Here is a 20,415-nt window from a genome sequence, read left to right as displayed (position 1 = left end):
TTAGTTTTTTCCCGTCGTCGTAGAGGTGGCGGGATACTCGGCGTCGCGGATTGCGCCGTAGTCGTCGATGTATTTCACCTTCACGCGCACGGCGGTGCTGTCGTCGATGCGCGCGGATTCGAGCTTCCAGCTTTGCGCGGAATGCGGCCCGACCATGGACGGGGTGAAATTCGTGACATGCGAACCGCTCACGAGCTGGCCCTCGATGAGGGAGACGTAGTAGCCCGATGCGTTGTTCGCACTGACACGCCACTTGCCGGCTTCGCTCTCGAGGCGGAAGCTCAGCTGTTCGGGCGCCTTCTGCGCGCTGCCCTCGATACCGGTGGGGCGATAAAAGATCTTCAGCCGGTTACGCAACATGACCATCATCTGGTTCTGCTCGGCGTAAGCGCTGTTGAGCGACGGAATCTGGAGGGTGTTCAGATAGAACACGGATTCGCGATCCTGGGGCAGATCCTTGCCGGTGAATACGATGCGAACGGTCTGCCCGGCTTTCGGATTGATCCTGAAAACGGGGGGCGTGACGATAAAGGGGGCATCGGCGGTCTGGGGCACGGAGTCGGGATTCCCGGAGTCGACCCAGAGCTGCATGACGCTCGGCGATTCATCCTGATTGGTGAGCTGAACGGTCTGCTCACGCGCGTCGGAGGGGTAGATCACCCGGGTCGTGGACATGACGACACTGGCCGACGCGCTTCCCAGTTGCGCCGCCAGCACCAGCGGTGCTACCACCTTGAACAATTTCGCGTTGAGCCCTGTCATGCCGATCTGCCTTCCTGGTATGAACGATTGAATATCCGGGCCTGGAGGTATCCAGGCCCGGTTTGAAGCGCTGGCCCTGAAGCTGAGGCAGGCGCTCAGGCCTTACTGGTAGCTGACTGCGTACTGCACGCTGCCGAGCACCGAACCGGCAGTGGCATTGCCCGTCGCGCTGTAGTAGCGAACGGCGAAGTCGTGCGTTGCCGCGGTTGCGCCAGCAGCGAGATTCAAACCCGCTGCGGCATAGCCCGTGGCGCCGGACAGGTTGAACGGCGTGGACGTAGCCGTGGGATCGAGCAGCTGCAGCGCCACGTTCGTTGCGGTGCCGGTGTTGCCGAGGTTGCCGTTGCCGTCGACCTGGTTGCCGACGAACACCGTCTTGATCGGCGTCGCGCTGGCTTGCGCCGTGCAGCCGGTCACCCCGATCGTGAAGGTGGTCATGCCTGCGTTGCTCCCCGTAGCAGCCAGAGAGGCGGTCGAGACGGTGGGCAGCAGAACCGTCGGGTTAGCTGCGTTGCCGTTGACCGTCACCGCGCAGGTCTGGGTCGTCACTTCGCCCTGGAAGTTGATGGTGTTTGCGCTGGCGGCGAATGCCATGGCCGGAGCGGTGGTGGCCGCAACGAGAGCGATCGCGGCAATTTTCTTGTTGAACAACATTTTTGGGTTCCTTTCGGGTTGAAGAGGGTTTGTAATATCCATGCAAGCTTCCTCTATAGATATCGGATATTTCCTATTTTTTGGATCGGAGCCAGGGAACAGGAATTTCCCGTTTTATTGGGGTGCAAGCGCAAGCTGCGGAATCGCAGCCGTGAGCCGTATCAGGCGTGCACCGAATCTTGCGGCCATTTCATGGCACGCCGTAATGCTAGATATGGGCGATCCATCCTCCATAGGAATAATCCGAAATCAACCCGATCTTATTTCCGCAATTAAATTCGTCCTATCAGACGAGTCAGAATTTGCGCCATTCCTTAATCTGACCCATCCGATCCCGAGAATTCCTTAATGCCACTGCCGTGCGCCGGGAAAAGCCGCGTGTGCACAACAATAAGATCATTCACATTTAATTTATCCGGGTCGCAGGGATTTCCTAATGCCGTAGAGATCTATTAAGAAAATGCCGGCGCATAGCGACGACGGCCCGGTCATCGACATTCGACGACCGGGCCGCTCGGTTTCACAAAATCGTTTTCGCGTTGTTACCGGCGTAGGCGATCGAAGCGCCGCGTATACAGAATATCGGCGCCGTTAAACGTGCCGCCGTACACCACCAACGACCAGTAACGCGTCAGATTGATCGTCGCCTTCACCGCGTTCGAGGCCGACTGCAGGCCCTGCTCGTAGCCAATCACGAGCCGCTGGTTGATGGCCTTCGCGATCATCACGACCTCTGGGTCCGTCAGGCCGACCTGGCTGCGGCCGATCGAAAACTCGTCGAGTCCGATGCTCTGCGCGATGCGCTTGCCTTGCGCGCTGCCGAGCAACGCGAGCGCCGTGGTCATCGCGCTCTGCTGGCCGAGGTTGTTGCCCTGGTCGGTGCCGTGGCCAAAGAGGAGCCAGGAGAGCTTTTCGTTATCGGGCACGTTCGGCTCGGATACCAGCCGCGCCACGGGCGCCTGCACCGTGCCGGTCACCTGCACGCCCGCCTCGACTTGCTGGTTGCGGCGCATGGCGAGAATGTTGATGCCCGGATTGCCGACCGGCCCGTTGAACGTGAAGAAGCCATTCTCGATGTTGAGCTTGGTGCCGAATGCCGTGTAGGTGGATCCTTCGGTCACCCGCACGTTGCCGTCGGCGCGCAGCGGAACATCGGGCTCGCTGATCACCGTGATCGTGCCCGCGAGGCCGAGATCCGCGCCCTGCCCGCGGAAGCGGAAGTCGCGCCCGAGATCGATGGCCACGTTCGCGCGCGGCGCGAAACGCGGCGCGGGTTTCGTCGAGGCGGTCTCCCCGATGGGCGGTCTGCCGCCCGACGTGCTGCCGTCGGGGCGCACGATCACCACGTCGTCGCCGAGCGAGGGCGCGGGCGATTCGGGCATGTCGAAGAGCGCATGATCGACGGTGAACTTGCCGTCGATCTGCATGCCGCCCAGGTGGCCGCCGTTGGCGATGCTCGCGCTGCCCGAGAGCGATAGCTTGCGGTCGGGCGAGGCAAAGAGCTCGAGCTTGTCCGCGACGATGCTCGCCGTGAGATCGGGTTCGGCGTTGTCGAGGCGCACACGGCCCGTCGCGCGCAGCGTGCCGCTTGTCGCCCCGTGGAACTCAACTTGCTGGAAGTCGACGAGATTGTGCGAAAGCGCAATGTGGATCACACCGTCCTTCAGCTCCACGCCCTGGTCGACCATGGTGGCCGACAGGCCGTCGCCGACCAGCGAACCGGTGAGATCAGGCTTCGCTACGGTGCCGGCGAGCGCGAGCTGCAGCGCGAGATGGCCTTCGAGCAGATAGCTCGGTCCAAAGAGGCCGCCCGTCGTTCGCAGCGAGGGCACGTTCGCCGTGATCGTGCCGCCGATCGGGGCCTCGTCCGCAACGGTGAGGATGCCGTCGCGCGGCATGAGCGTCGTGTGGGCGTCGATATCGAGGACCCCAACGCGGCTCGCCTGCGCGCGTGCCGTGAACGTGAGCCGGTTGCCGCCGCTGAAGGCCGCGCGTGCCTGGAGCTCGCCGATGCCGAGCGAAGCGAAGCCGCGGCCGATCGCGGCCGTGATGTCGCCCGAGTGGCGCTTGAGCTGCACGTAGCCATTCGCGCTCTGGCCAACGGAGAAGTCCCAGTCGCCATCGAACACGAGATCGGTCCTGAGCGTGGACGTCTCGCCCGTGTACTGCTGCCGCAGTTGCATGATGCGCGCGAGCGAAACGTTCCTGAGCGTGCCAGCCGAACGGATGCTGCCATGGTCGAGGTCGAACGACTTGAGCTCGAGCGAAGCGCCTTCGGCCACGATGCGCGTCGCGCCCAGCGTGACCTTGCCCGCGCCCGCGCTCACCGTCATCGGCGCCTGAAGCTTCACGCCGGGCGAGCCGCGGTTCTCGAGCTGCGTGAGCGTGCCGTTCCAGCGCGTGCCCTCGCGCGTCTCCTGGAGCCCGCCGTTTGCGGCCACCGCCAGATCGATCGGCTGGCCCTGGACCTTGCCTTTCGCGTTCGCGTTCGCGGTGAGCGTGTGCTTCGCGCGGGTGCCGTCAAGGCGCGCGTTGAGCGTCGCGATATCGACGCCCGCCACGGCGACATCGCTCGCGTCCGTGCTGAAGGCGAGCGCGCCGTTCGCGCCGTCGCGCGCGAGCGCCTTGCCCTCTGCATGGCCGACCCGGTTATCGCCGAACACGACGTGATCGGCCCGGTAGTCGAACGAGACGTCGGGATGGGCGAAGCTGCCGGTCAGATCGCCGTTCGCCGCGAGCTGCCCCGCAACGCCGAAGCCGAGCCGGTCGAGCTGCGGCGCGTCCACGCGAAAGCGCAGCCGGTCGCCGGGCGCGCCGAAGCTGCCCTCCAGATCGACGTTATTGCCCGCGACCGAGAGGTTCGCACGGCTTGGCAGAATGCGCGAACCCGCCAGCTGAATGACGCCCTGGCCCGTGAGCGGCAAGTCGTCGTAGACGCTCGGACCGAGCTTGAACTCCGCCTTCGTCGTGAAGGCGGGCGCGAGCGTGCCGCTCGCGTTGAGCGTGCCGTTCACGCGCGCCTCGATGCGGCGGGTTGCGCGTACCGGCGCAGGGCTCGGTCTCGCTGCGGGCCTCGCTGCCCCGCCCTGCTCCGTCTGCTTCGCAATGTCCACTCGCTTTTGCTCGGCAGCCTGTTCGCCCGATTGCGCGGGATTGAGCGCCGGGTTTAGCGCGGGATTCAGCGCGAGATTGCGCTTCGGGTTGAGCGCGTCGGCGGTGTGCGCGGGCGCCGGGGCGTGCGTTGGCCGGGCGCTCGCGCTCGTCGTCCTGGGCGTCGGGCGCGCCGGTGTTTGCGACGTCAGCGAGAGCGGGTCGAAATCGGTCAGCACCGCCTTCAACTGATACGTCGAGCTGGCGTCGTGCTTGAGCGCGCCGGACAGGTCGATGCGACCTGCGCCCGACGTCAGCCGCACGTCGCTGAACGACAGGCGCGCAGGATCCTGCGTCACCTTGCCCTGCACGCGCAGCGCCGCCCGCGGATCGGCGAGATCGAGCGTGACGCTCTGCACGTCGCCATTGAGCCGCACGCCGACCGGCCCCGCGAACTGCGTGGCGCGCACGCTGGACTGGATCGCGTTGAGGTCGAGCCCGGCCACCTTCAGGTCGAAGCGGCCGTCGCGCCCGCTGATGGTGCCGCCGCCCGTGATCGTCGCGTTCTTCATGAGGCGCACGGCGAGCTTCGGGATACGCTGCGTCTTCGCATCGAGCACGACGTCCGCTTGAGCGTCGATGAGTGGCAGCAGCTTCTCGTCGATCGCGCCGGGCTTCGCGTTCACGATCGAGACCGTGCCCGCCACCGTGAAGCCTGCGACATCGCGGCGTGCGCCGGCCGCAGACGCAGATGCCGCCGTAGCTGCGGATCCCGCCGCCGTGCCGGAAGCCGTTGCGCCAGGTTTCGTGCCGGCCTTCGGCGCCGAGGCCCCGGCCGGCACGGACGCGGGCGCCCCCTGCGAAGCCGCGGCAACGCCAGAGGCCGCCGCCAGCGCCGCCGGCACACCCGCCGCGCCGCCCGGCACCGGCTGCAGTTGCGCGCGCAGCGCGAGATCGGCAAACGGCGCGCCCGGCGCGAACGCCTGCGGGTTGACGTGATCGAAGGCGAGCGTCGCCCGCTGCAGGGGCACCGAGGCGAACGGCGCGGCCTCCACATGGGCGCGGCCCGTGAGCTTCATGCCGCTCGCCACGATCTCGGCCGTGAGCGCCTCGAGCGAACCGGCCAGGTTCGCGCTCACCTGCACGTCTTCGCCGTTCACCTTGCCGGAATAGCCAACATCGCCGGTGAGCGCGAAGGGCCGCACGCCGTCGAGCTTCGCCTCGGCGCTCACGGCGCCAAACGGCGTGTCGAGACGCTCGATGGCGGCCTCGTGATGACGGCCGTCGCTGCGGCCGTGGAACTGGAGCCGCGAGTACTCGCTGGTCGACGTGCCTTCGTGCAGCGTGAGCTTGTCGACCCGCAGGTCGCGGATCTCGAGCCCGAGCGGCAGCTCCAGGTTCTCCGGCAGCGTCATGGGCGTCGAAGGTTCGTGCGACGGCACGATGCGCATCTCGACGTCGCCGATATGCAGATAGTCGACCACGAAGCGCCACGGCCCCTGGCCGAAGCCGTGCAGCGCCCATTGGCCGCCGATGCGGTCCACCTTGAGCGTGGTGCCGTCCGCGCCGCGCCAGCTCACGTCGGAAAACCGCACGCCGCTCGCGAGCGTGCCGCCTTCGAGCCTGCCGGCGAGCTTGCCGTCGAGCAGCCTGACCGCCGCGCGCCACGCGAACGCCGTGCCGCGCTCGGTGGTCAGCAGGCCATGGATCCCGCCGGCGATGAGCCCGACGATCAGCACCGGCACGACGATCGCCCAGGCGAGCGCCTTCCACAGGCTGCGTCCACGGCGCGGCGGCGGCGCGTCGCCATTGCCGCCATCCTGGCCGCCGCCGTTCCCGCCGCTCGCCCCCCTTTGGCCGCCGGTGTCATGGCCAGCGGCGTCGTCCGGCCGGCCGCTTGCCTCCCCCGGCGGCACCGCGAACGCGGCAGACCGCCAGGGCAGCGCCGCGAAACGGCGCGCGCTCATGCGGCCACCCCACCGTGCGGCGCGGGTGTCGAACCGAAAGCGAGCAGCGAGCGCGTCGTCATCAGAAGGCGATCCCGAGAGTCAGATAAGGACGCACGCTGTGAGTGCGAAAACCATAGGCGAGATCGAGGTTGACCGGCCCGACCGGGCTGCGCCAGCGCGCGCCGATCCCGGCACCCGGGTCGAACTGCTTCTCGCCCCACGTGTCGGTGGCCGTGCCCACGTCGAAGAACACGGCGCCACCCCAGTCGCGGGTCCACCAGTGCTGGTACTCGGCCGATCCGGTAACGAGATACTTCGTCGGCAGGATCGAGCCCGACACGTTGTTGCCGATACTCTGGAACGAGTAGCCGCGCACCGAGTTCGAGCCGCCCGCGCGAAACAGCAGGGAGGCTGGCACGCCGCTCGAAGGTCCGCTCGTGAACACGCCGCCCAGCTCCGCGCGGAACAGCATGAGATCGGAACGGCCGATCGGCAGGTATTGCTGGCCGCGCATGTAGCCGCGCAAGAAGCTTTGCTCGGCCCCCAGGTTCTTCAGCGCGAGGCCTGCCTCCACGCGAATGATGTTGCCGCTGCGCGGAAATATCGGGTCGTCGACATTGCGGCGCGTCCAGCCCCAGGTCGGCACGAGCGCGTAAGCCCTCGACGACGGCCCTACGTTTTGCGTGAGGCGGTCGTCGTAGAACATCAGCGCATAGGCGTAGTCGATGTTCTGCGAGGTGCGCGTGCGCTGCACGCCCACGCGCGCGCTGTAGATATTCGTATCCGAGACGTCGGTCGTCGTGTACGAAGCGACGAGGCTGTTGGTCCAGGCGCGCGGTCCCGGCGGCATCGAAAGCTGGACCTGGCCGAACTTCTGGATCTGGTCCAGCCGCCCCTGCACCTGGAACGGCCAGGCCGCCCCGAACGTGTTCAGGTAGGTGTACGAGCCCTGGACGTGCGCGCCGGTGTCGGTCGAATAGCCCACGCCGCCGCGAAAGCTGTTGTACGGGAACTCGCTCACCTTCACGTGCACGGGCGTCTCGAGCGGCTTTTGCGTATTGGCGTCGACGTCGATGGCCACGCTCGCGTAGTACGGCGTGTTCTGGACCTGGCGCTGCAGTTCGGCCACGCGCTTGAGGTCGTAGACTTCGCCCGGCGAGAGCGGATTCACGTTGTCGATGATTTCGGCCGGGTAGCGCCGCGTGCCCGATACGTCGAGCTTGCCCACCGTGAAGGTCGGCCCGCTGTCGAACGTCACGGAAAGCTGCGCGTCGTGCATGAGCGGATCGACGCGCGCCTCGGAGTGCACGATTTTCGCGCCCAGGTAGCGGCGCGCCTGCAGCGCCTTGAGCGAGGCGTTCTTGGCGTCGTCCCAGCCCGACTGCGTGAAGGCGTCGCCCTCGTGCAGCGAAAATGCGAAGCGCGCGGTGTTCTCCTGCGCGGTATCCTCCGTGAGCACCGGGCCGCGAAAGACGAGCTTCACCGATGAGATCGTCGTGCGCGGGCCCGCGTCGACGCTCACCCGCACATGCCGCCTGCCGTCGATGGTGCGTACGTCGGTGCGCACCACCGGCGTGAAATAGCCGTAGGTCGCGGCGAGGTCGCTGACCTGCCGTGGGATCGCGGTCACGAGGAATTCGAACTGGTCCTCGTTCACGTCGGCTCGCGTGGCGAAGCGCGAAATATCGAGGTGCGCCTCGAGCAGCTTGCGCAGCTCGCGCGGGGAGGCCTCGATCTCGACGTCGTAGTAGGTGCGCGCACGCATCCACGGCAGGAGGCTGGCGAGGTCGGCCCGCGCGGGCGTTGGCGCAGACAGGCAGACGGCGAAGCACGCGGTCAGACACGCGGCGAGCCATGGCCGCGCCGCCCGCGAGGGACGCCGCCGTGCGCACAACGCTTCGATCACCCTTCCCGCCAAACAACACCTCCGGCCGTCGTAGAACTGGTTGCCACCGGCTGCGCCGTTCGCGCGCAGGGCACGGGACGCGGCATCGGGCGCAAACGCGTTATTTCACCACATCGGCGTGTCAGAACCCCGCAAGGAGGCGCAAAACGTGCCACAACGCTCCGCGATGTGAAACGCAAGGGGCGCGAACGAAGCGCGCATGTTACGCAGCGGTGGCTTGCGGTAAAATTGCGGCCGACAGAATTAGCGGCGCGGTGCAATCAGGCGCCCCGCCTTACTGGACGGACGTCAGCCATGTATCAGTCGGACATCACGCAGTTCCTGAACCAGCTCAAGCAGCAAAAGCCGCAGCTCGAAGAGCAGCAACGCAAGGGCCGTGCGCTCCTGTGGGACAAGCAGCCGCTCGACCTCGACGAGCGCGAGCGTCAGCAGGCTTCGCGCGTGAAGCAAACGTCTTACGTCTACTACCAGAACTTCTGATGGCCGAGGCCGACCGGGCCGGCGCGCCGCCACCGGGCGAGCACGCGGCCAGTCACGGGGGCCACGCCGCCGGGCAGACGCCCGGTGAAGCGCTGGCCACGCCCGCCACCGACTCGACACCCGACACCATCGACGGCGTCGCGTTCGCGCGCCTCTATGGCGAGCCGCTCTTCAAGCTCCCGCAGGACCTGTATATCCCGCCGGATGCGCTCGAAGTCTTCCTGGAGACTTTCGAAGGCCCGCTCGACCTGCTGCTCTACCTCATCCGCAAGCAGAACTTCAACGTCCTCGACATCCCGATGGCGGAGGTCACCACGCAGTACCTCGGCTACGTCGAGCAACTGCGCAAGACCAATCTCGAACTCGCGGCCGAATATCTGCTGATGGCTGCCATGCTCATCGAGATCAAGTCGCGCATGCTGCTGCCGGTCAAGAAGGCCGACACGGGCGAAGAGGCGGAAGACCCGCGCGCCGAACTCGTGCGCCGCCTGCTCGAATACGAGCAGATGAAGCTCGCCGCCCAGCGCATCGACCGCCTGCCGCAACTGGGCCGCGACTTCCTGCGCGCCGAGGTCTATATCGAGCAGAGCATCACGCCGCGCTTCCCGGACGTGGACTGCAACGACCTGCGCGCCGCCTGGGCCGACGTCATCAAGCGCGCGAAGCTCGTTCAGCATCACAAGATCTCGCGCGAGGAACTCTCGGTGCGCGAGCACATGAGCATCATCCTGCGCCGCCTCCAGGGCGAGCGCTTCATGGAGTTCTCCGAGCTTTTCGACACCACGCGCGGCGTGCCCGTCGTGGTCGTGAACTTCATCGCGATGCTGGAGCTTTCGCGCGAATCGCTCATCGAGATCACCCAGCCCGAGCCGTTCGCACCGATCTACGTGCGGCTCGCGTATCTGCCGGCTTGATACGAGGCTGACGGCTTCGCAGGCTGGCCCGCCGGGCCCGGTGAACCCATAAACAGGATCGTATCGCGAGAGGGGTGCCGGCTGGTCCGCATAGCGGAACACCAGGAAAAGCCCTCTGCCGGGGCGGGTGCGCCGGGCTCGCAAATCCACTACAATCGCCCGCGCCTGCCCGGTCTCATCCCACATATGGGAACATGAAATACTGCGCGGACCGGGCGCGCGACGTCCGCTCCGGGCCCATCGTCCGGATCTCCGGCTTGCGGCCGTGCAACCCAAGTCTTGCCCCGCGCGAGGCATAACGCATCCAATCATGAAAGTCATCAGCTCGATTCAGGAATTGCGCGACCAGCTGCGCGGCCAAAACCGCACCGCGTTCGTGCCGACCATGGGCAACCTGCACGAAGGCCATCTCTCGCTGATGCGCCTAGCGCGCCAGCATGGCGACCCGGTCGTGGCGAGCATCTTCGTCAACCGGCTGCAGTTCGGCCCGAACGAGGACTTCGACAAGTATCCGCGCACGCTCCAGGACGACATCGAAAAGCTGCAGAAGGAAAACGTCTACGTGCTGTTCGCCCCGACCGAGCGCGACATGTACCCGCAGCCGCAGGAGTACCGCGTGCGCCCGCCGCACGATCTCGGCGATATCCTGGAGGGCGAATTCCGCCCCGGCTTCTTCGAGGGCGTGTGCACCGTCGTCATGAAGCTGATGTCGTGCGTGCAGCCGCGCGTGGCCGTGTTCGGGAAGAAGGACTACCAGCAGCTCATGATCGTGCGCGCGATGTGCCAGCAGTTCGCGCTGCCCACCGACGTGATCGCGGCGGAAACGGTGCGCGACACCGACGGCCTCGCGCTAAGCTCGCGCAACCGCTACCTTTCCGAAGCCGAGCGCGCCGAGGCGCCGCAACTGGCGGGCGTGCTGCGCGCGATCCGCGAGTCGGTACTGGCGGGCCGCCGCGATTTCCAGCAGCTCGAGCTCGACGCCATGGCGACGCTCGCCGCACGCGGCTGGAAGCCCGACTACATCGCGATCCGCAAGCGTGTGAACCTGCTGCCGCCCGCCCCCGGCCAGGGCGACGAGCCGCTCGTCGTGCTGGCCGCGGCGAAGCTCGGCCCGACGCGTCTCATCGACAATCTCGAGATCTGAGCCCGCAGGACCGCCGCGCCCCATTCCGCCAGATTCCGCCTATCCGTATTTTTGCGCCTGATCCGTGGCGGCCCGCCCGCCCTTGCGCCTGAGGAGACACATCATGCAACGCCATATGCTCAAGTCGAAGATCCACCGCGTCGCGGTCACGCACTGCGAGCTGCACTACGAAGGCTCGTGCGCCATCGACGAGAACCTGCTCGAAGCGGCGAACATCGTCGAGAACGAGCGCATCGACATCTGGAACATCAACAATGGCGAGCGCTTCACGACCTACGCGATCAAGGGCGAGCGCGGCAGCGGCATGATCTCGCTGAACGGCTCGGCCGCACGCCGCGCGCAGCTGGGCGACCTCGTGATCATCGCGGCCTTCGCGAATGTGGAAGAAGAAGAGCTCAAGGCCGGCTGGAAGCCGAACCTCGTGTTCGTCGACGAGAACAACCGCATCAAGGGCAGCCGCGACCACGTGCCCACGCAAAGCTGGAGCTGAGCGGAAGGGCGGCGGCGCGGCTCGCGGCCAGCGCCGGCGCCTGCCGGCGGCTTGTTTGGCGCTAATGTGCCGCTTCTGTGCCCGCTTCTATGCCGCTTCTATGCCGCTTCTATGCCGCTTGGTCGCCGCTTGTTCGCCGCTTATTTTTTGCCGTCCACCCAGCCGAGAATCGACTGCCACTGGTCGAGATCCTTCTCGACCCGGCTCTTCGCCACGTCCCACAGCGTCAGGCCGTGCGCGGCGAGCTGCACGTAGTTCTGCGTATCGCGCAGATAGCCCAGCACCGGCAGATCGAGCCCCTCCACGAAGCGTTGCAGCTGCTCGGCCGAGCGCGTGCGCGCGTCCACGCGCATGCCGACCACGCCCACCTGGATGTTGCCCTTGCGCACCGCCTTTTCCTTCGCGAGGCGGTTCAGGAAGTCCTGGGTGGCCAGAATGTCGAACATCGAAGGCTGTAGCGGCACGATCACCTTGTCCGCCAGCTCGATGATCGACGCGAGACGGTTGCCGTGCAGGCCCGCGGGGGTGTCGATGACGGCGTGCTCGAGTCCCCTGGGCGGCTTCGCCGGATTGTCCAGATCGACCTGCCAGCTTTCGATCGGCGGCAGCGTCGCGGCCCGCAGATCGAGCCACGCGTGCGAGGACTGCTGCCGGTCGAGGTCCGCGAGCGCGACCCACTCGCCCTGTGCGGCGAAGTAGCCGGCCAGATTGGTGGACAGCGTGCTCTTGCCCACGCCGCCCTTGGGATTCGCCACCACGATTACCGTCATGAATACTCCCGTCAGGATGGCTGGCGCGTGGGCCAGCCGGTTTGCCGTGAATTTGCTCGATGCGCTGCTCGATGCCTTGCGAGGCGACTTGCCGGTTAGGCAGCGAACCGGATCAACCGTCCGATAATATCGACAATTTGCGCGCCGCCGAAGCCCCCCAGCTGCGCGCACCACAATCTTCATATCAAATTCGGGAGACTGACCGACCATGAGCACCCTACGCCACGACATCACGATCGAGTCCCTGCTCGAGCGCCAGCGCGGCCGTCTGCCCGAGCTGCTTGGCTTTCGCCCGCTTGCCCTCGAGCAAGGCGAGCTGCGCGCCGAGCTCGACATTCGCAGCGACCTGCTCGCCCCCAACGGCTTTCTGCACGCCGCCACCGTGATCGGCCTCGCCGACACCGCCTGCGGCTACGCCTGCTTCGCCCACCTGCCGCCGACCGCGAAGAACTTCACGACCCTCGAGATCAAGAGCAACCACCTCGGCACCGCCCGCGAAGGCACGATCTCGGCCGTTGCGACGGGCGTGCACCTCGGGCGCAGCACGCAGGTCTGGGACGCCACGGTAAGCGGCCCGGACGGCAAGACCATCGCGCTTTTCCGCTGTACCCAGATGGTGCTCTACTGAGCACGCCCGGCGCGCCGCGCATTCAGCCGATCGCGCCGAACACCTTCTGCAGATCGAGGCTCGCCGCCAGCGTATCCGCCAGCCGGTCCAGCGACGCCTCGCGCAACGCCGGATAGTCCACGGTGCGCGCCGCCGCGAGCCCGGCCCAGCGCAGGAGCGCGACGCACGCCTCGGGCGTGTCGAAGAGGCCGTGCACGTAGGTCGCGAGGATCTGGCCATCCGCGGAGCACGCGCCGTCCGGGCGCGTTGCCGTTTCCGGCCGGCCCACGGCAGCGGCTCCTAGCCACATCGCGGGGCGATCGAGCGCGCGCCCGCGCGTCTCGCCCATATGAATCTCATACCCCGCCACGCGCGCCTCACCGGCGCCTTCCAGCGCGAGCGCGCCCGTCACGTTCTTGAGCGTCTTCTCGCGCGTGAGCTCGGTTTCGTAGTCGAGCCAGCCGAAGCCTTCCACCGCCCCCGGTTCGCCCTCCACGCCATGCGGATCGGCGATCGTGTGTCCGAGCATCTGCATGCCGCCGCAAATGCCGATCACCCGGCCACCGTAGCGCAGGTGCCGCGCGAGCGCCGTCTCCCAGCCCTGGGCGCGCAGCCAGGCGAGATCGTCGCGCACGTTCTTCGAGCCTGGGAGAATCACGAGATCGGCGGCGGGCGGCGCTTCGCCCGTGCGCACGTAGGTGAAATCGACCTGCGGATGAGCGCGCAGCGCGTCGAAGTCGGTATGGTTGCTGATGTGCGGCAGCGCCGGCACGACCACGCGCAGCGTCTCACCCTCGGCCTGCGACGCGCCGCTGCGGGCCGCGCCCGGCAGCATGTCCTCGGCGTCGAGCGTGAGCCCGTGCAGGTATGGGACGACACCGAGCACCGGCTTGCCCGTCTGCGCTTCGAGCCATGCGAGGCCGGGCTCCAGCAGCGAACGATCGCCGCGAAAGCGGTTGATGACGAAGCCCTTCACGCGCGCGCGCTCGCTTGCGGAAAGACAGGCCAGCGTGCCGATCAGATGCGCGAACACGCCGCCACGGTCGATGTCGGCGACGAGCACGACCGGGCAATCGACCGCTTCGGCGAAACCCATGTTGGCGATGTCGTTGGCGCGCAGGTTGATCTCGGCGGGACTGCCCGCGCCTTCCACGAACACGGTGTCGTAGCGCTCGCGCAGCCGCCCATAGGACGCGAGCACGGCCTCGCGCGCGAGCGGCTTGTAGTCCTGGTATGCACGCGCGTTGAGATTCATGCGCGCCTTGCCGTGGATGATGACCTGCGAGCCGAGGTCGCTGTTGGGTTTGAGCAGCACCGGATTGAGGTCGGTGTGCGCCTCGATGCCGGCGGCGACGGCTTGCAGCGCCTGCGCGCGCCCGATCTCGCCGCCGTCCACCGTCACGGCGCTGTTGAGCGCCATGTTCTGCGGCTTGAATGGCGCGACACGCGCGCCCGCGCGCCGCGCGAGGCGGCACAGGCCGGCGACGAGCGTGCTTTTGCCGGCGTCGGACGTCGTGCCCTGGATCATCAGCGCGCCTTGCGGCACGGCGGGTAGCGTTGCGGTCATGAAGCGAATGGCAGGTGATGCGTGGGCCCGGAAGACACCGGGGGGCGCAAAAAGGAGAGAGCGCATTATCCCATCGCCCCGCAAGGCACTGCAGGTGCGGGGCGCGACGCTGGCCGACGGGACAACCGCGAGAGATAACGACGCCATAAAGGCAGCCGTTACAATCACGCGATGAATTCGCGCGACCTCACCTTCATCGTCGGCGGCGCGCGCTCGGGCAAGAGCGCGCACGCCGAACGCCTCGCCGCCGCGAGCGGCCTGCCGGTCACCTATATCGCCACCGCGCGCGTGACCAGCGACGCCGAGTTCGCCGAGCGCATCGCCCACCATCGCGCGCGCAGGCCCGCGCACTGGGCGCTCGCCGAAGCGCCGCTCGACCTCGCGGGCGCGCTCGACGCCACGGCGGCGCCCAGCCAGTGCGTGCTGATCGACTGCCTCACGCTCTGGCTCGCGAACCTCCTTTGCCCGGCCGACTCCGATGCGCCGCTGCCCGGCTGGCAAGCCCGCCTCGACGCCTTCGCCGCCGCCTGCGAGCGCGCACAGGGCACGGTGCTCGTGGTGAGCAACGAGATCGGCATGGGCGTGGTGCCGCTCGGCGCCGCGACGCGTCTTTACGTGGACGAACTCGGCCGCCTCAATCAGCGCATTGCGGCGCTCGCCGACCGGGCCACGCTCGTCGCCGCGGGCCTGCCGCTCGTGCTCAAGGCGCCGCCGCGGACCTCATGATGCTCACCCTGCCCGTCAGTGCCGCGCTCGCCGTGGCCGGCATCGCCGTGGACCGTTGGCTCGGCGAGCCGCGCCGCGCGCACCCGCTCGTCGCCTTCGGCCGCTTCGCCAACGCCATCGAGGCGCGCCTGAACACGGGCCGGCGTGGCCGCCCGCTCGGTCTGCTCGCATGGCTCGCGGCCGTCGCGCCGCCCGTCGTTCTCGCCGCGCTGCTGTGCGCGCTGCTGCCCTGGCCGCTCGCGTGGGCGCTGCACGTCGCGCTGCTGTGGTTCGCGCTCGGCGCGCGCAGCCTCGCGGAGCACATCGCGCCGATCGGCGCGGCGCTCGCGCGGCGCGACCTCGCCGCCGCGCGCAAATTGACCGGCCGCATCGTCTCGCGCGATACGCATGACGCGGACGCGGCCGCGCTCTCGCGCGCCGCCGTCGAATCGGCGCTCGAAAACGGCAACGACGCGATCTTCGGCGCGCTGTTCTGGTTCGCGCTCGCGGGCGGCCCGGGTGCCCTCGCGTTTCGTCTGGCCAACACGCTCGACGCAATGTGGGGCTACCGCACGCCGCGCTTCCTGCGTTTTGGCTGGGCGGCCGCGCGCATCGACGACGTCCTCAACTGGATCCCGGCGCGCCTCACCGCCGCGAGCTACGCGCTGCTCGGCGATACGCGCACGGCGCTGCGCTGCTGGCGCGAGCAGGCGCCTCGCTGGGAAAGCCCGAACGCGGGGCCGGTGATGGCGTCCGGCGCGGGCAGCCTGAACGTGCTGCTGGGGGGCGCGGCCGTTTATCACGGCATGCTGGAGGAGCGCCCGGCGCTCGGCGCGGGCTCGCCGCCACGCGCGCAGCACGTGGATGCGGCGCTGCGCCTCGTGGAGCGCACCACGATCCTGTGGCTCGCGGCGCTGCTCGCCCTGGCCTTTGCGAGCGTGGCCGCCCATGTTTGAGAAGCCAGCCACGCTCGTCGCCCACGGCGGCAATCTGCACGAAGCGGCGCAGCGCTACGGCATCGCCTGGGAGGCATGGATCGACCTCTCGACCGGCATCAATCCGCATGGCTACCCGGTGCCGCCGGTACCCGCGGCAGCATGGCGACGCCTGCCCGACGAGGGCGACGGCCTCGCTGCCTGCGCCGCGCGCTACTATGGCGCCCCCGACGCGCGGCATGTGCTGCCCGTGGCGGGCAGCCAGGCCGCGATCCGCGCGCTGCCCGCACTGCTGCCGCGCGCAGGTGAAGCGTGCGTGGCGATCGCACCGCTTACCTACGGCGAGTACGCACCGGCTTTCGCGCGGGCGGGCCACGAGATCGTGCCGCTCGACCTCACGCTCGACGCGTTGCCCGATGGCATCGCGCATGTCGTCGTGGTGAATCCCAACAATCCCACTGCCGCGCATGTCGCTGCGGCCCGTCTACTGCACTGGCGTGCACAACTTGCGGCGCGCGGCGGCACGCTGATCGTCGACGAAGCTTTTGCCGATGCATTCGGCACGGAGCGGTCCGAAACGGTTGCGCACGCAACCGGTCTCGAAGGACTCGTCGTGCTGCGCTCGCCAGGCAAGTTCTTCGGGCTCGCGGGCGCGCGTTGCGGCTTCGCGCTTGGCGCGCCCGAACTGCTGGAGGCGTTGCGCGCGCATCTGGGCGCGTGGACCGTGAGCGGCCCCGCGCGCCACGCGGTCACGCATGCGTTCGAAGACAGCGCGTGGCAAAGCGCAATGCGCATTTGCCTCGCAGACGAAAGCGCGCGACTCGTCGCGCTATTGCGCGCTCACGGGTTCGCGCCGCACGCCACGCCGCTTTTCGCGTGGATCACGGACCCGCGCGCGCCGGCGCTGCAGGACGCGCTCGCGCGGCACGCGGTATGGACACGCCGCTTCGACGCACCGGCCAGCCTGCGCTTCGGGCTGCCCGCGAACGACGACGAATGGCGGCGCCTGGAAGACGCGCTCGCGCAAGCCATGCGGACGATCGGCTGATGCGCGCGGCCGCCTTTGCGCTTGTCGCCAGATTGATTGCCGGGTCTCTCGCCAGGTTCGTGCTCGCTGCCGTGGCGCTCGGCCCCTGCGCCGCGCATGCCGCGGTCACCGCCATCGACGATGCGGGCAACACCGTCACGCTCCCCGCGCCCGCGCAGCGCGTGGTGAGCCTGGCGCCCCACGTGACCGAGCTGCTCTACGCTGCCGGCGGCGGCGCGAAGCTGGTCGGCGCCGTGGCCTACAGCGATTACCCACCCGAAGCGCAGCATGTGCCGCGCGTGGGCGACAACCGCGCGCTCGACCTCGAACGCATCGCCACGCTCAAGCCCGACCTCATCGTGGTCTGGCGTCACGGCAACGCGCAGCAACAGCTCGACCGCCTGCGCGCGCTGCACATTCCGCTCTTTTTCAGCGAGCCGCACGAACTCGACGACGTCGCGACCTCGCTCACGCGCCTCGGCGCACTGCTCGGCACCGACGCCACGGCGCAGGCCGCGGCCGCCGCCTACCGCCGTGACATCGCGCAGCTACGCGCGCGCTATGCGCGGCGCGCGCCCGTAAGCGTCTTCTATGAAGTCTGGGATCAGCCGCTGATGACCATCAACGGCTCGCACATGATCAGCGACGTGATCGCGCTATGTGGTGGCCGCAACATCTTCGCGGCGCTCAAGCCGCTCGTGCCGACCGTTTCGACCGAAGCGGTGCTGGCCGCCAATCCCGATGCGATCGTCACGGCCTCGCAAGGCGCGACTTCGCCGGATCGTCCGCTGCCGAGCCTCGAGCGCTGGCGCGCGTGGCCCGCGCTTGCCGCAGTCGCGCACGGCAATCTCTTCGCCATCGACGGCGATCTGCTCACCCGCCCCACACCGCGCATCGCCCAGGGTGCGGCGCAGCTTTGCGGGGATCTCGAACACACCCGCTCGCGCGATGCTGCCTCGCATTGATTGGAGATCCTAAGCGACCGGCTACGCGTTCCAGCGCGAGAGCAACCATTGCGCGCTAAACGCGTCATAACGCAGCCATACGATCGCGCCCATTTCGAGCGGCCAGCGCACGCAGCGCGCAAGCGGCATGCCGAGCGCGCGCGCCGTGACGGTACGAATGACGCCCGCATGCGTGATGGCCCAGACAGTCGCATTCTCGCGCGCATCGAGCGTGTCGACCCACCCGCTCACGCGTGCATCGAACTGCGCGACGCTCTCGCCGCCGTGCTCGCGGGCGTGCTCGAAATCGGCGGCCCAGGCGTCGATCTGCGCACGCTCGATCGCGTCCCAGCGCTGCATTTCCCACGCGCCGAAATCCATCTCCGCCAGACGCGCGTCCTGCTGCGCCACGTGTCCCTCGGCAGCGGCAAGCGCCGCCGCGACGCCCGCGCAACGCGTGAGCGGACTCGTCGCGATGCGTTGCGGCCTGCTCACGCCGAGCGCCGCGAGCCGCTCGGCGAGCAAACCGGCCTGCTGTGTCGCGTCGCCCTTGAGCGCAACGTCACTCGCGCCGTAGCACACGCCCGCCTCCACGGCGACGGCCGGATGCCGGATCAGAACGAGATCCACGCGAGCCCCACGAGATAGATGGCGATCTCGAACACCTGCTGCGCGAAACCAAGGCAATCGCCCGTATAGCCGCCGATGCGGCGCACGAAATAACGCGCCAGCACGAAGCGCAACACCGCCAGCACGGCGAGCGTCGCCACGCCGGCACGCCAGTCGGGTCCGGCGGACCACACGGGCCAGAAGAGCCACGGCAGACCGAACACGCACGCACCCATCCACGCGGCCACGCTCATACGCTGCGCCACGGGCCTGGCCTTGCCTTCGGGGCGCACGTAGTCGAGCGAGACGAGATAGCTGATCGCGCAGGCGCGGCTCGCGGCATGGCCCGCGATCATCAGCATCGCGGCGCGCGCGGGCGGCAGCGCGGCGAGCGTCTGCCACTTGAGCGCGAGCGCCACCACGAGACCGATTGCACCGAACGCGCCGATGCGCGAGTCGTGCATGATGCGCAGCACGTCCTCGCGCGTGTATGCGCCGCCGAATGCGTCGAGGCAGTCGGCGAGCCCGTCTTCGTGGAAGGCACCCGTCGCGAGGAGCGTGACGGCCATCGAAAGCAGCACCGCGACGCTCGCCGGAAAGAGTCGCAGCGCCGCGAGATAGACGAGTGCCGCGAGCGCCCCGACCAACGCGCCGACGAGCGGAAAGTAACGCGCCGCCGCATTGAGCCACGCGGGCTCGAAGCCCACCCAGCGCGGCACCGGCACACGCGTGAAATAGCCGAGCGCCGTGAAGAAGTAGCGCAGCTCCGCGAGCGGATTCATCGCACGGCGCTCATGCGTGGCGATCGCTGCGGTCGTCGACGCCGGCCGACTCGAAGCTCGCCATCTCGTTGAGGAACGCCACGGCCGCGCGCAGCAACGGCACCGCGAGCGCGGCGCCCGTGCCCTCGCCCAGACGCAGGTCGAGCGCAAGCAGCTCGCGCGCGCCGAAATGGTCGAGCATACGCCGGTGCCCCGCCTCGTTCGATGCGTGCGCAAACACGCAGTAGTCGCGTACGTTCGGCGCGAGCGAATCGGCCACGAGCAGCGCCGAAGTCGCGATGAAACCGTCCACGAGGATCGTCATGCGCGAGCGCGCCGCTTCGAGGAACGCGCCCGCCATCATCGCGATCTCGAAGCCGCCGAACGCGGCGAGCACGTCGAGCGGCTCGCGTGCGTCGGCATGATGCGCGAGCGCCGCCGCGAGCACGTTGCGTTTCTTCGCGAGGCCCGCGTTGTCGAGGCCCGTGCCGCGTCCGACGCATTCGTCGATCGGCACGCCGCACAACCGGCTCATCAGGCAAGCGGCCGACGATGTGTTCGCAATGCCCATTTCGCCGAAGCCGATCACGTTGGTCCCGAGCGACGCGTGATGGCGCACGCGCGCGGCGCCCGCGGCGAGCGCGGCAACGGCCTCGTCGCGCGTCATGGCGCGCTCGCGCGCGAAGTTGCGCGTGCCGCGCGCAATCGGCACGTCGACGAGCGCGGGTGACGGCGGCAGCGGCGTCGCCACGCCCGCATTGACGACTTCGAGCGTGAGGCCTGCCACGCCGCTGAACGCGTTGATGGCCGCGCCCCCCGCCACGAAATTCGCGACCATCTGCGCGGTCACGGCCTGCGGATACGGGCTCACGCCTTCGGCCGCGATGCCGTGGTCGCCGGCGAACACGATCATCACGGGCCGCTCGACGCCCGGGCGCGTGGTGCCCTGGATCATGCCGAGCTGGCGCGCCAGCGCTTCGAGGCGGCCGAGACTGCCAGGCGGTTTCGTTTTCGTGTCGATGAGGCGTTGGAGTTCGTCGCGCAACGAGAGGTCGAGCGGTTCGACGGCGAGCAGTTCGGTAAGCGATGACGTCATGGTGA

The 20,415-nt window shown here is 68.2% G+C and carries 18 protein-coding genes; 9 read left to right on the top strand and 9 right to left on the bottom strand.

All coding sequences use genetic code 11. From position 1 onward, the window contains the following. The 4 genes from VSR34_RS16725 to VSR34_RS16710 form a co-directional block, all read right to left on the bottom strand. Positions 1-762, bottom strand: a complete 762-nt coding sequence (locus VSR34_RS16725) for a molecular chaperone (protein WP_342962975.1) — start codon at positions 760-762, stop codon at positions 1-3. A gap of 102 nt (positions 763-864) precedes the next feature. Beyond that, positions 865-1,416 carry a fimbrial protein gene (locus VSR34_RS16720; protein WP_342962974.1) on the bottom strand — a complete coding sequence of 184 codons (552 nt, stop codon included), beginning with the start codon at positions 1,414-1,416 and terminating at the stop codon, positions 865-867. A gap of 542 nt (positions 1,417-1,958) precedes the next feature. Continuing rightward, a complete protein-coding gene (locus VSR34_RS16715) occupies positions 1,959-6,473 on the bottom strand; it encodes a translocation/assembly module TamB domain-containing protein (RefSeq protein ID WP_342962973.1) in 4,515 nt (1,504 codons plus the stop codon). A 61-nt stretch (positions 6,474-6,534) separates the two neighbouring features. Next, positions 6,535-8,220, bottom strand: a complete 1,686-nt coding sequence (locus VSR34_RS16710; RefSeq protein WP_081715878.1) for an autotransporter assembly complex family protein — start codon at positions 8,218-8,220, stop codon at positions 6,535-6,537. A gap of 435 nt (positions 8,221-8,655) precedes the next feature. Between VSR34_RS16710 and VSR34_RS16705 the strand changes: the two genes are divergently transcribed. The 4 genes from VSR34_RS16705 to panD all read left to right on the top strand — a co-directional run bounded on the left by VSR34_RS16705 (position 8,656) and on the right by panD (position 11,389). Further along, complete coding sequence (locus VSR34_RS16705) at positions 8,656-8,841, top strand: DUF3460 family protein (RefSeq protein WP_028210549.1); 186 nt, start codon at positions 8,656-8,658, stop codon at positions 8,839-8,841. Beyond that, positions 8,841-9,755 (top strand): ScpA family protein, encoded by a 915-nt coding sequence (locus tag VSR34_RS16700; protein ID WP_244145312.1) that lies wholly within the window; start codon positions 8,841-8,843, stop codon positions 9,753-9,755. Before VSR34_RS16705 ends, VSR34_RS16700 begins: the two co-directional genes overlap by 1 nt. 310 nt (positions 9,756-10,065) lie before the next feature. After that, positions 10,066-10,899: a pantoate--beta-alanine ligase gene (panC, locus tag VSR34_RS16695; protein WP_028210550.1), complete on the top strand. Its 834-nt coding sequence runs from the start codon at positions 10,066-10,068 to the stop codon at positions 10,897-10,899. 103 nt (positions 10,900-11,002) lie between these two features. After that, the gene (gene panD / locus VSR34_RS16690) at positions 11,003-11,389 is read left to right on the top strand and encodes an aspartate 1-decarboxylase (RefSeq protein WP_028210551.1); all 387 of its coding nucleotides are present in this window, start codon (positions 11,003-11,005) and stop codon (positions 11,387-11,389) included. Positions 11,390-11,529: 140 nt separating this feature from the next. On the opposite strand, the gene VSR34_RS16685 is transcribed toward panD, so the two are convergent. Further along, positions 11,530-12,159 (bottom strand): ParA family protein, encoded by a 630-nt coding sequence (locus VSR34_RS16685; RefSeq protein ID WP_028210552.1) that lies wholly within the window; start codon positions 12,157-12,159, stop codon positions 11,530-11,532. Positions 12,160-12,367: 208 nt separating this feature from the next. Here VSR34_RS16685 and VSR34_RS16680 point away from each other — a divergent pair, with 208 nt between their 5' ends. Next, positions 12,368-12,787, top strand: coding sequence for a PaaI family thioesterase (locus VSR34_RS16680; protein ID WP_028210553.1), 420 nt, complete (start codon positions 12,368-12,370; stop codon positions 12,785-12,787). Between the two features lie 22 nt (positions 12,788-12,809). Here the strand turns inward: VSR34_RS16680 and VSR34_RS16675 are convergent, their stop codons facing one another. Then, positions 12,810-14,333: a cobyric acid synthase gene (locus VSR34_RS16675; RefSeq protein WP_342962972.1), complete on the bottom strand. Its 1,524-nt coding sequence runs from the start codon at positions 14,331-14,333 to the stop codon at positions 12,810-12,812. 171 nt (positions 14,334-14,504) lie between these two features. On the opposite strand from VSR34_RS16675, the gene cobU reads away from it, so the two are divergent. The 4 genes from cobU to VSR34_RS16655 are packed head-to-tail and all read left to right on the top strand — an operon-like array spanning position 14,505 to position 17,965. After that, positions 14,505-15,059: a bifunctional adenosylcobinamide kinase/adenosylcobinamide-phosphate guanylyltransferase gene (gene cobU / locus VSR34_RS16670; protein WP_028210555.1), complete on the top strand. Its 555-nt coding sequence runs from the start codon at positions 14,505-14,507 to the stop codon at positions 15,057-15,059. Further along, positions 15,059-15,994 (top strand): adenosylcobinamide-phosphate synthase CbiB, encoded by a 936-nt coding sequence (gene cbiB, locus VSR34_RS16665; RefSeq protein WP_342963002.1) that lies wholly within the window; start codon positions 15,059-15,061, stop codon positions 15,992-15,994. Before cobU ends, cbiB begins: the two co-directional genes overlap by 1 nt. After that, positions 15,987-17,021 (top strand): threonine-phosphate decarboxylase CobD, encoded by a 1,035-nt coding sequence (gene cobD / locus VSR34_RS16660; protein ID WP_342962971.1) that lies wholly within the window; start codon positions 15,987-15,989, stop codon positions 17,019-17,021. Before cbiB ends, cobD begins: the two co-directional genes overlap by 8 nt. Beyond that, the gene (locus VSR34_RS16655; protein WP_238327664.1) at positions 17,021-17,965 is read left to right on the top strand and encodes a cobalamin-binding protein; all 945 of its coding nucleotides are present in this window, start codon (positions 17,021-17,023) and stop codon (positions 17,963-17,965) included. The genes cobD and VSR34_RS16655 overlap by 1 nt, the downstream gene beginning before the upstream one ends. A 21-nt stretch (positions 17,966-17,986) precedes the next feature. Here the strand turns inward: VSR34_RS16655 and cobC are convergent, their stop codons facing one another. From cobC to cobT, 3 genes are read right to left on the bottom strand one after another with little or no spacing between them, the layout of a single operon-like run. Further along, positions 17,987-18,574 (bottom strand): alpha-ribazole phosphatase, encoded by a 588-nt coding sequence (gene cobC, locus VSR34_RS16650; protein ID WP_342962970.1) that lies wholly within the window; start codon positions 18,572-18,574, stop codon positions 17,987-17,989. Further along, on the bottom strand, positions 18,559-19,335 hold the full coding sequence (locus VSR34_RS16645) for an adenosylcobinamide-GDP ribazoletransferase (RefSeq protein WP_342962969.1): 777 nt from the start codon (positions 19,333-19,335) through the stop codon (positions 18,559-18,561). Before VSR34_RS16645 ends, cobC begins: the two co-directional genes overlap by 16 nt. A gap of 10 nt (positions 19,336-19,345) precedes the next feature. Next, the gene (gene cobT, locus VSR34_RS16640) at positions 19,346-20,410 is read right to left on the bottom strand and encodes a nicotinate-nucleotide--dimethylbenzimidazole phosphoribosyltransferase (RefSeq protein WP_342962968.1); all 1,065 of its coding nucleotides are present in this window, start codon (positions 20,408-20,410) and stop codon (positions 19,346-19,348) included. Positions 20,411-20,415 lie beyond the last annotated feature (5 nt).

Source organism: Paraburkholderia sp. JHI2823 (genome assembly GCF_038900695.1).
Taxonomy (GTDB): domain Bacteria; phylum Pseudomonadota; class Gammaproteobacteria; order Burkholderiales; family Burkholderiaceae; genus Paraburkholderia; species Paraburkholderia mimosarum.
Note: the sequence above shows the minus strand (reverse complement) of the source record. Positions and strands in the feature narration are given on the sequence as shown.

What these genes read in the sequence shown, in the direction of transcription:
- VSR34_RS16725 (WP_342962975.1), bottom strand. Translation starts at nt 762, where the DNA reads ATGACAGGGCTCAACGCGAAATTGTTCAAGGTGGTAGCACCGCTGGTG.
- VSR34_RS16720 (WP_342962974.1), bottom strand. Translation starts at nt 1,416, where the DNA reads ATGTTGTTCAACAAGAAAATTGCCGCGATCGCTCTCGTTGCGGCCACC.
- VSR34_RS16715 (WP_342962973.1), bottom strand. Translation starts at nt 6,473, where the DNA reads ATGAGCGCGCGCCGTTTCGCGGCGCTGCCCTGGCGGTCTGCCGCGTTC.
- VSR34_RS16710 (WP_081715878.1), bottom strand. Translation starts at nt 8,220, where the DNA reads ATGCGTGCGCGCACCTACTACGACGTCGAGATCGAGGCCTCCCCGCGC.
- VSR34_RS16705 (WP_028210549.1), top strand. Translation starts at nt 8,656, where the DNA reads ATGTATCAGTCGGACATCACGCAGTTCCTGAACCAGCTCAAGCAGCAA.
- VSR34_RS16700 (WP_244145312.1), top strand. Translation starts at nt 8,841, where the DNA reads ATGGCCGAGGCCGACCGGGCCGGCGCGCCGCCACCGGGCGAGCACGCG.
- panC (WP_028210550.1), top strand. Translation starts at nt 10,066, where the DNA reads ATGAAAGTCATCAGCTCGATTCAGGAATTGCGCGACCAGCTGCGCGGC.
- panD (WP_028210551.1), top strand. Translation starts at nt 11,003, where the DNA reads ATGCAACGCCATATGCTCAAGTCGAAGATCCACCGCGTCGCGGTCACG.
- VSR34_RS16685 (WP_028210552.1), bottom strand. Translation starts at nt 12,159, where the DNA reads ATGACGGTAATCGTGGTGGCGAATCCCAAGGGCGGCGTGGGCAAGAGC.
- VSR34_RS16680 (WP_028210553.1), top strand. Translation starts at nt 12,368, where the DNA reads ATGAGCACCCTACGCCACGACATCACGATCGAGTCCCTGCTCGAGCGC.
- VSR34_RS16675 (WP_342962972.1), bottom strand. Translation starts at nt 14,333, where the DNA reads ATGACCGCAACGCTACCCGCCGTGCCGCAAGGCGCGCTGATGATCCAG.
- cobU (WP_028210555.1), top strand. Translation starts at nt 14,505, where the DNA reads ATGAATTCGCGCGACCTCACCTTCATCGTCGGCGGCGCGCGCTCGGGC.
- cbiB (WP_342963002.1), top strand. Translation starts at nt 15,059, where the DNA reads ATGCTCACCCTGCCCGTCAGTGCCGCGCTCGCCGTGGCCGGCATCGCC.
- cobD (WP_342962971.1), top strand. Translation starts at nt 15,987, where the DNA reads ATGTTTGAGAAGCCAGCCACGCTCGTCGCCCACGGCGGCAATCTGCAC.
- VSR34_RS16655 (WP_238327664.1), top strand. Translation starts at nt 17,021, where the DNA reads ATGCGCGCGGCCGCCTTTGCGCTTGTCGCCAGATTGATTGCCGGGTCT.
- VSR34_RS16645 (WP_342962969.1), bottom strand. Translation starts at nt 19,335, where the DNA reads ATGAATCCGCTCGCGGAGCTGCGCTACTTCTTCACGGCGCTCGGCTAT.
- cobT (WP_342962968.1), bottom strand. Translation starts at nt 20,410, where the DNA reads ATGACGTCATCGCTTACCGAACTGCTCGCCGTCGAACCGCTCGACCTC.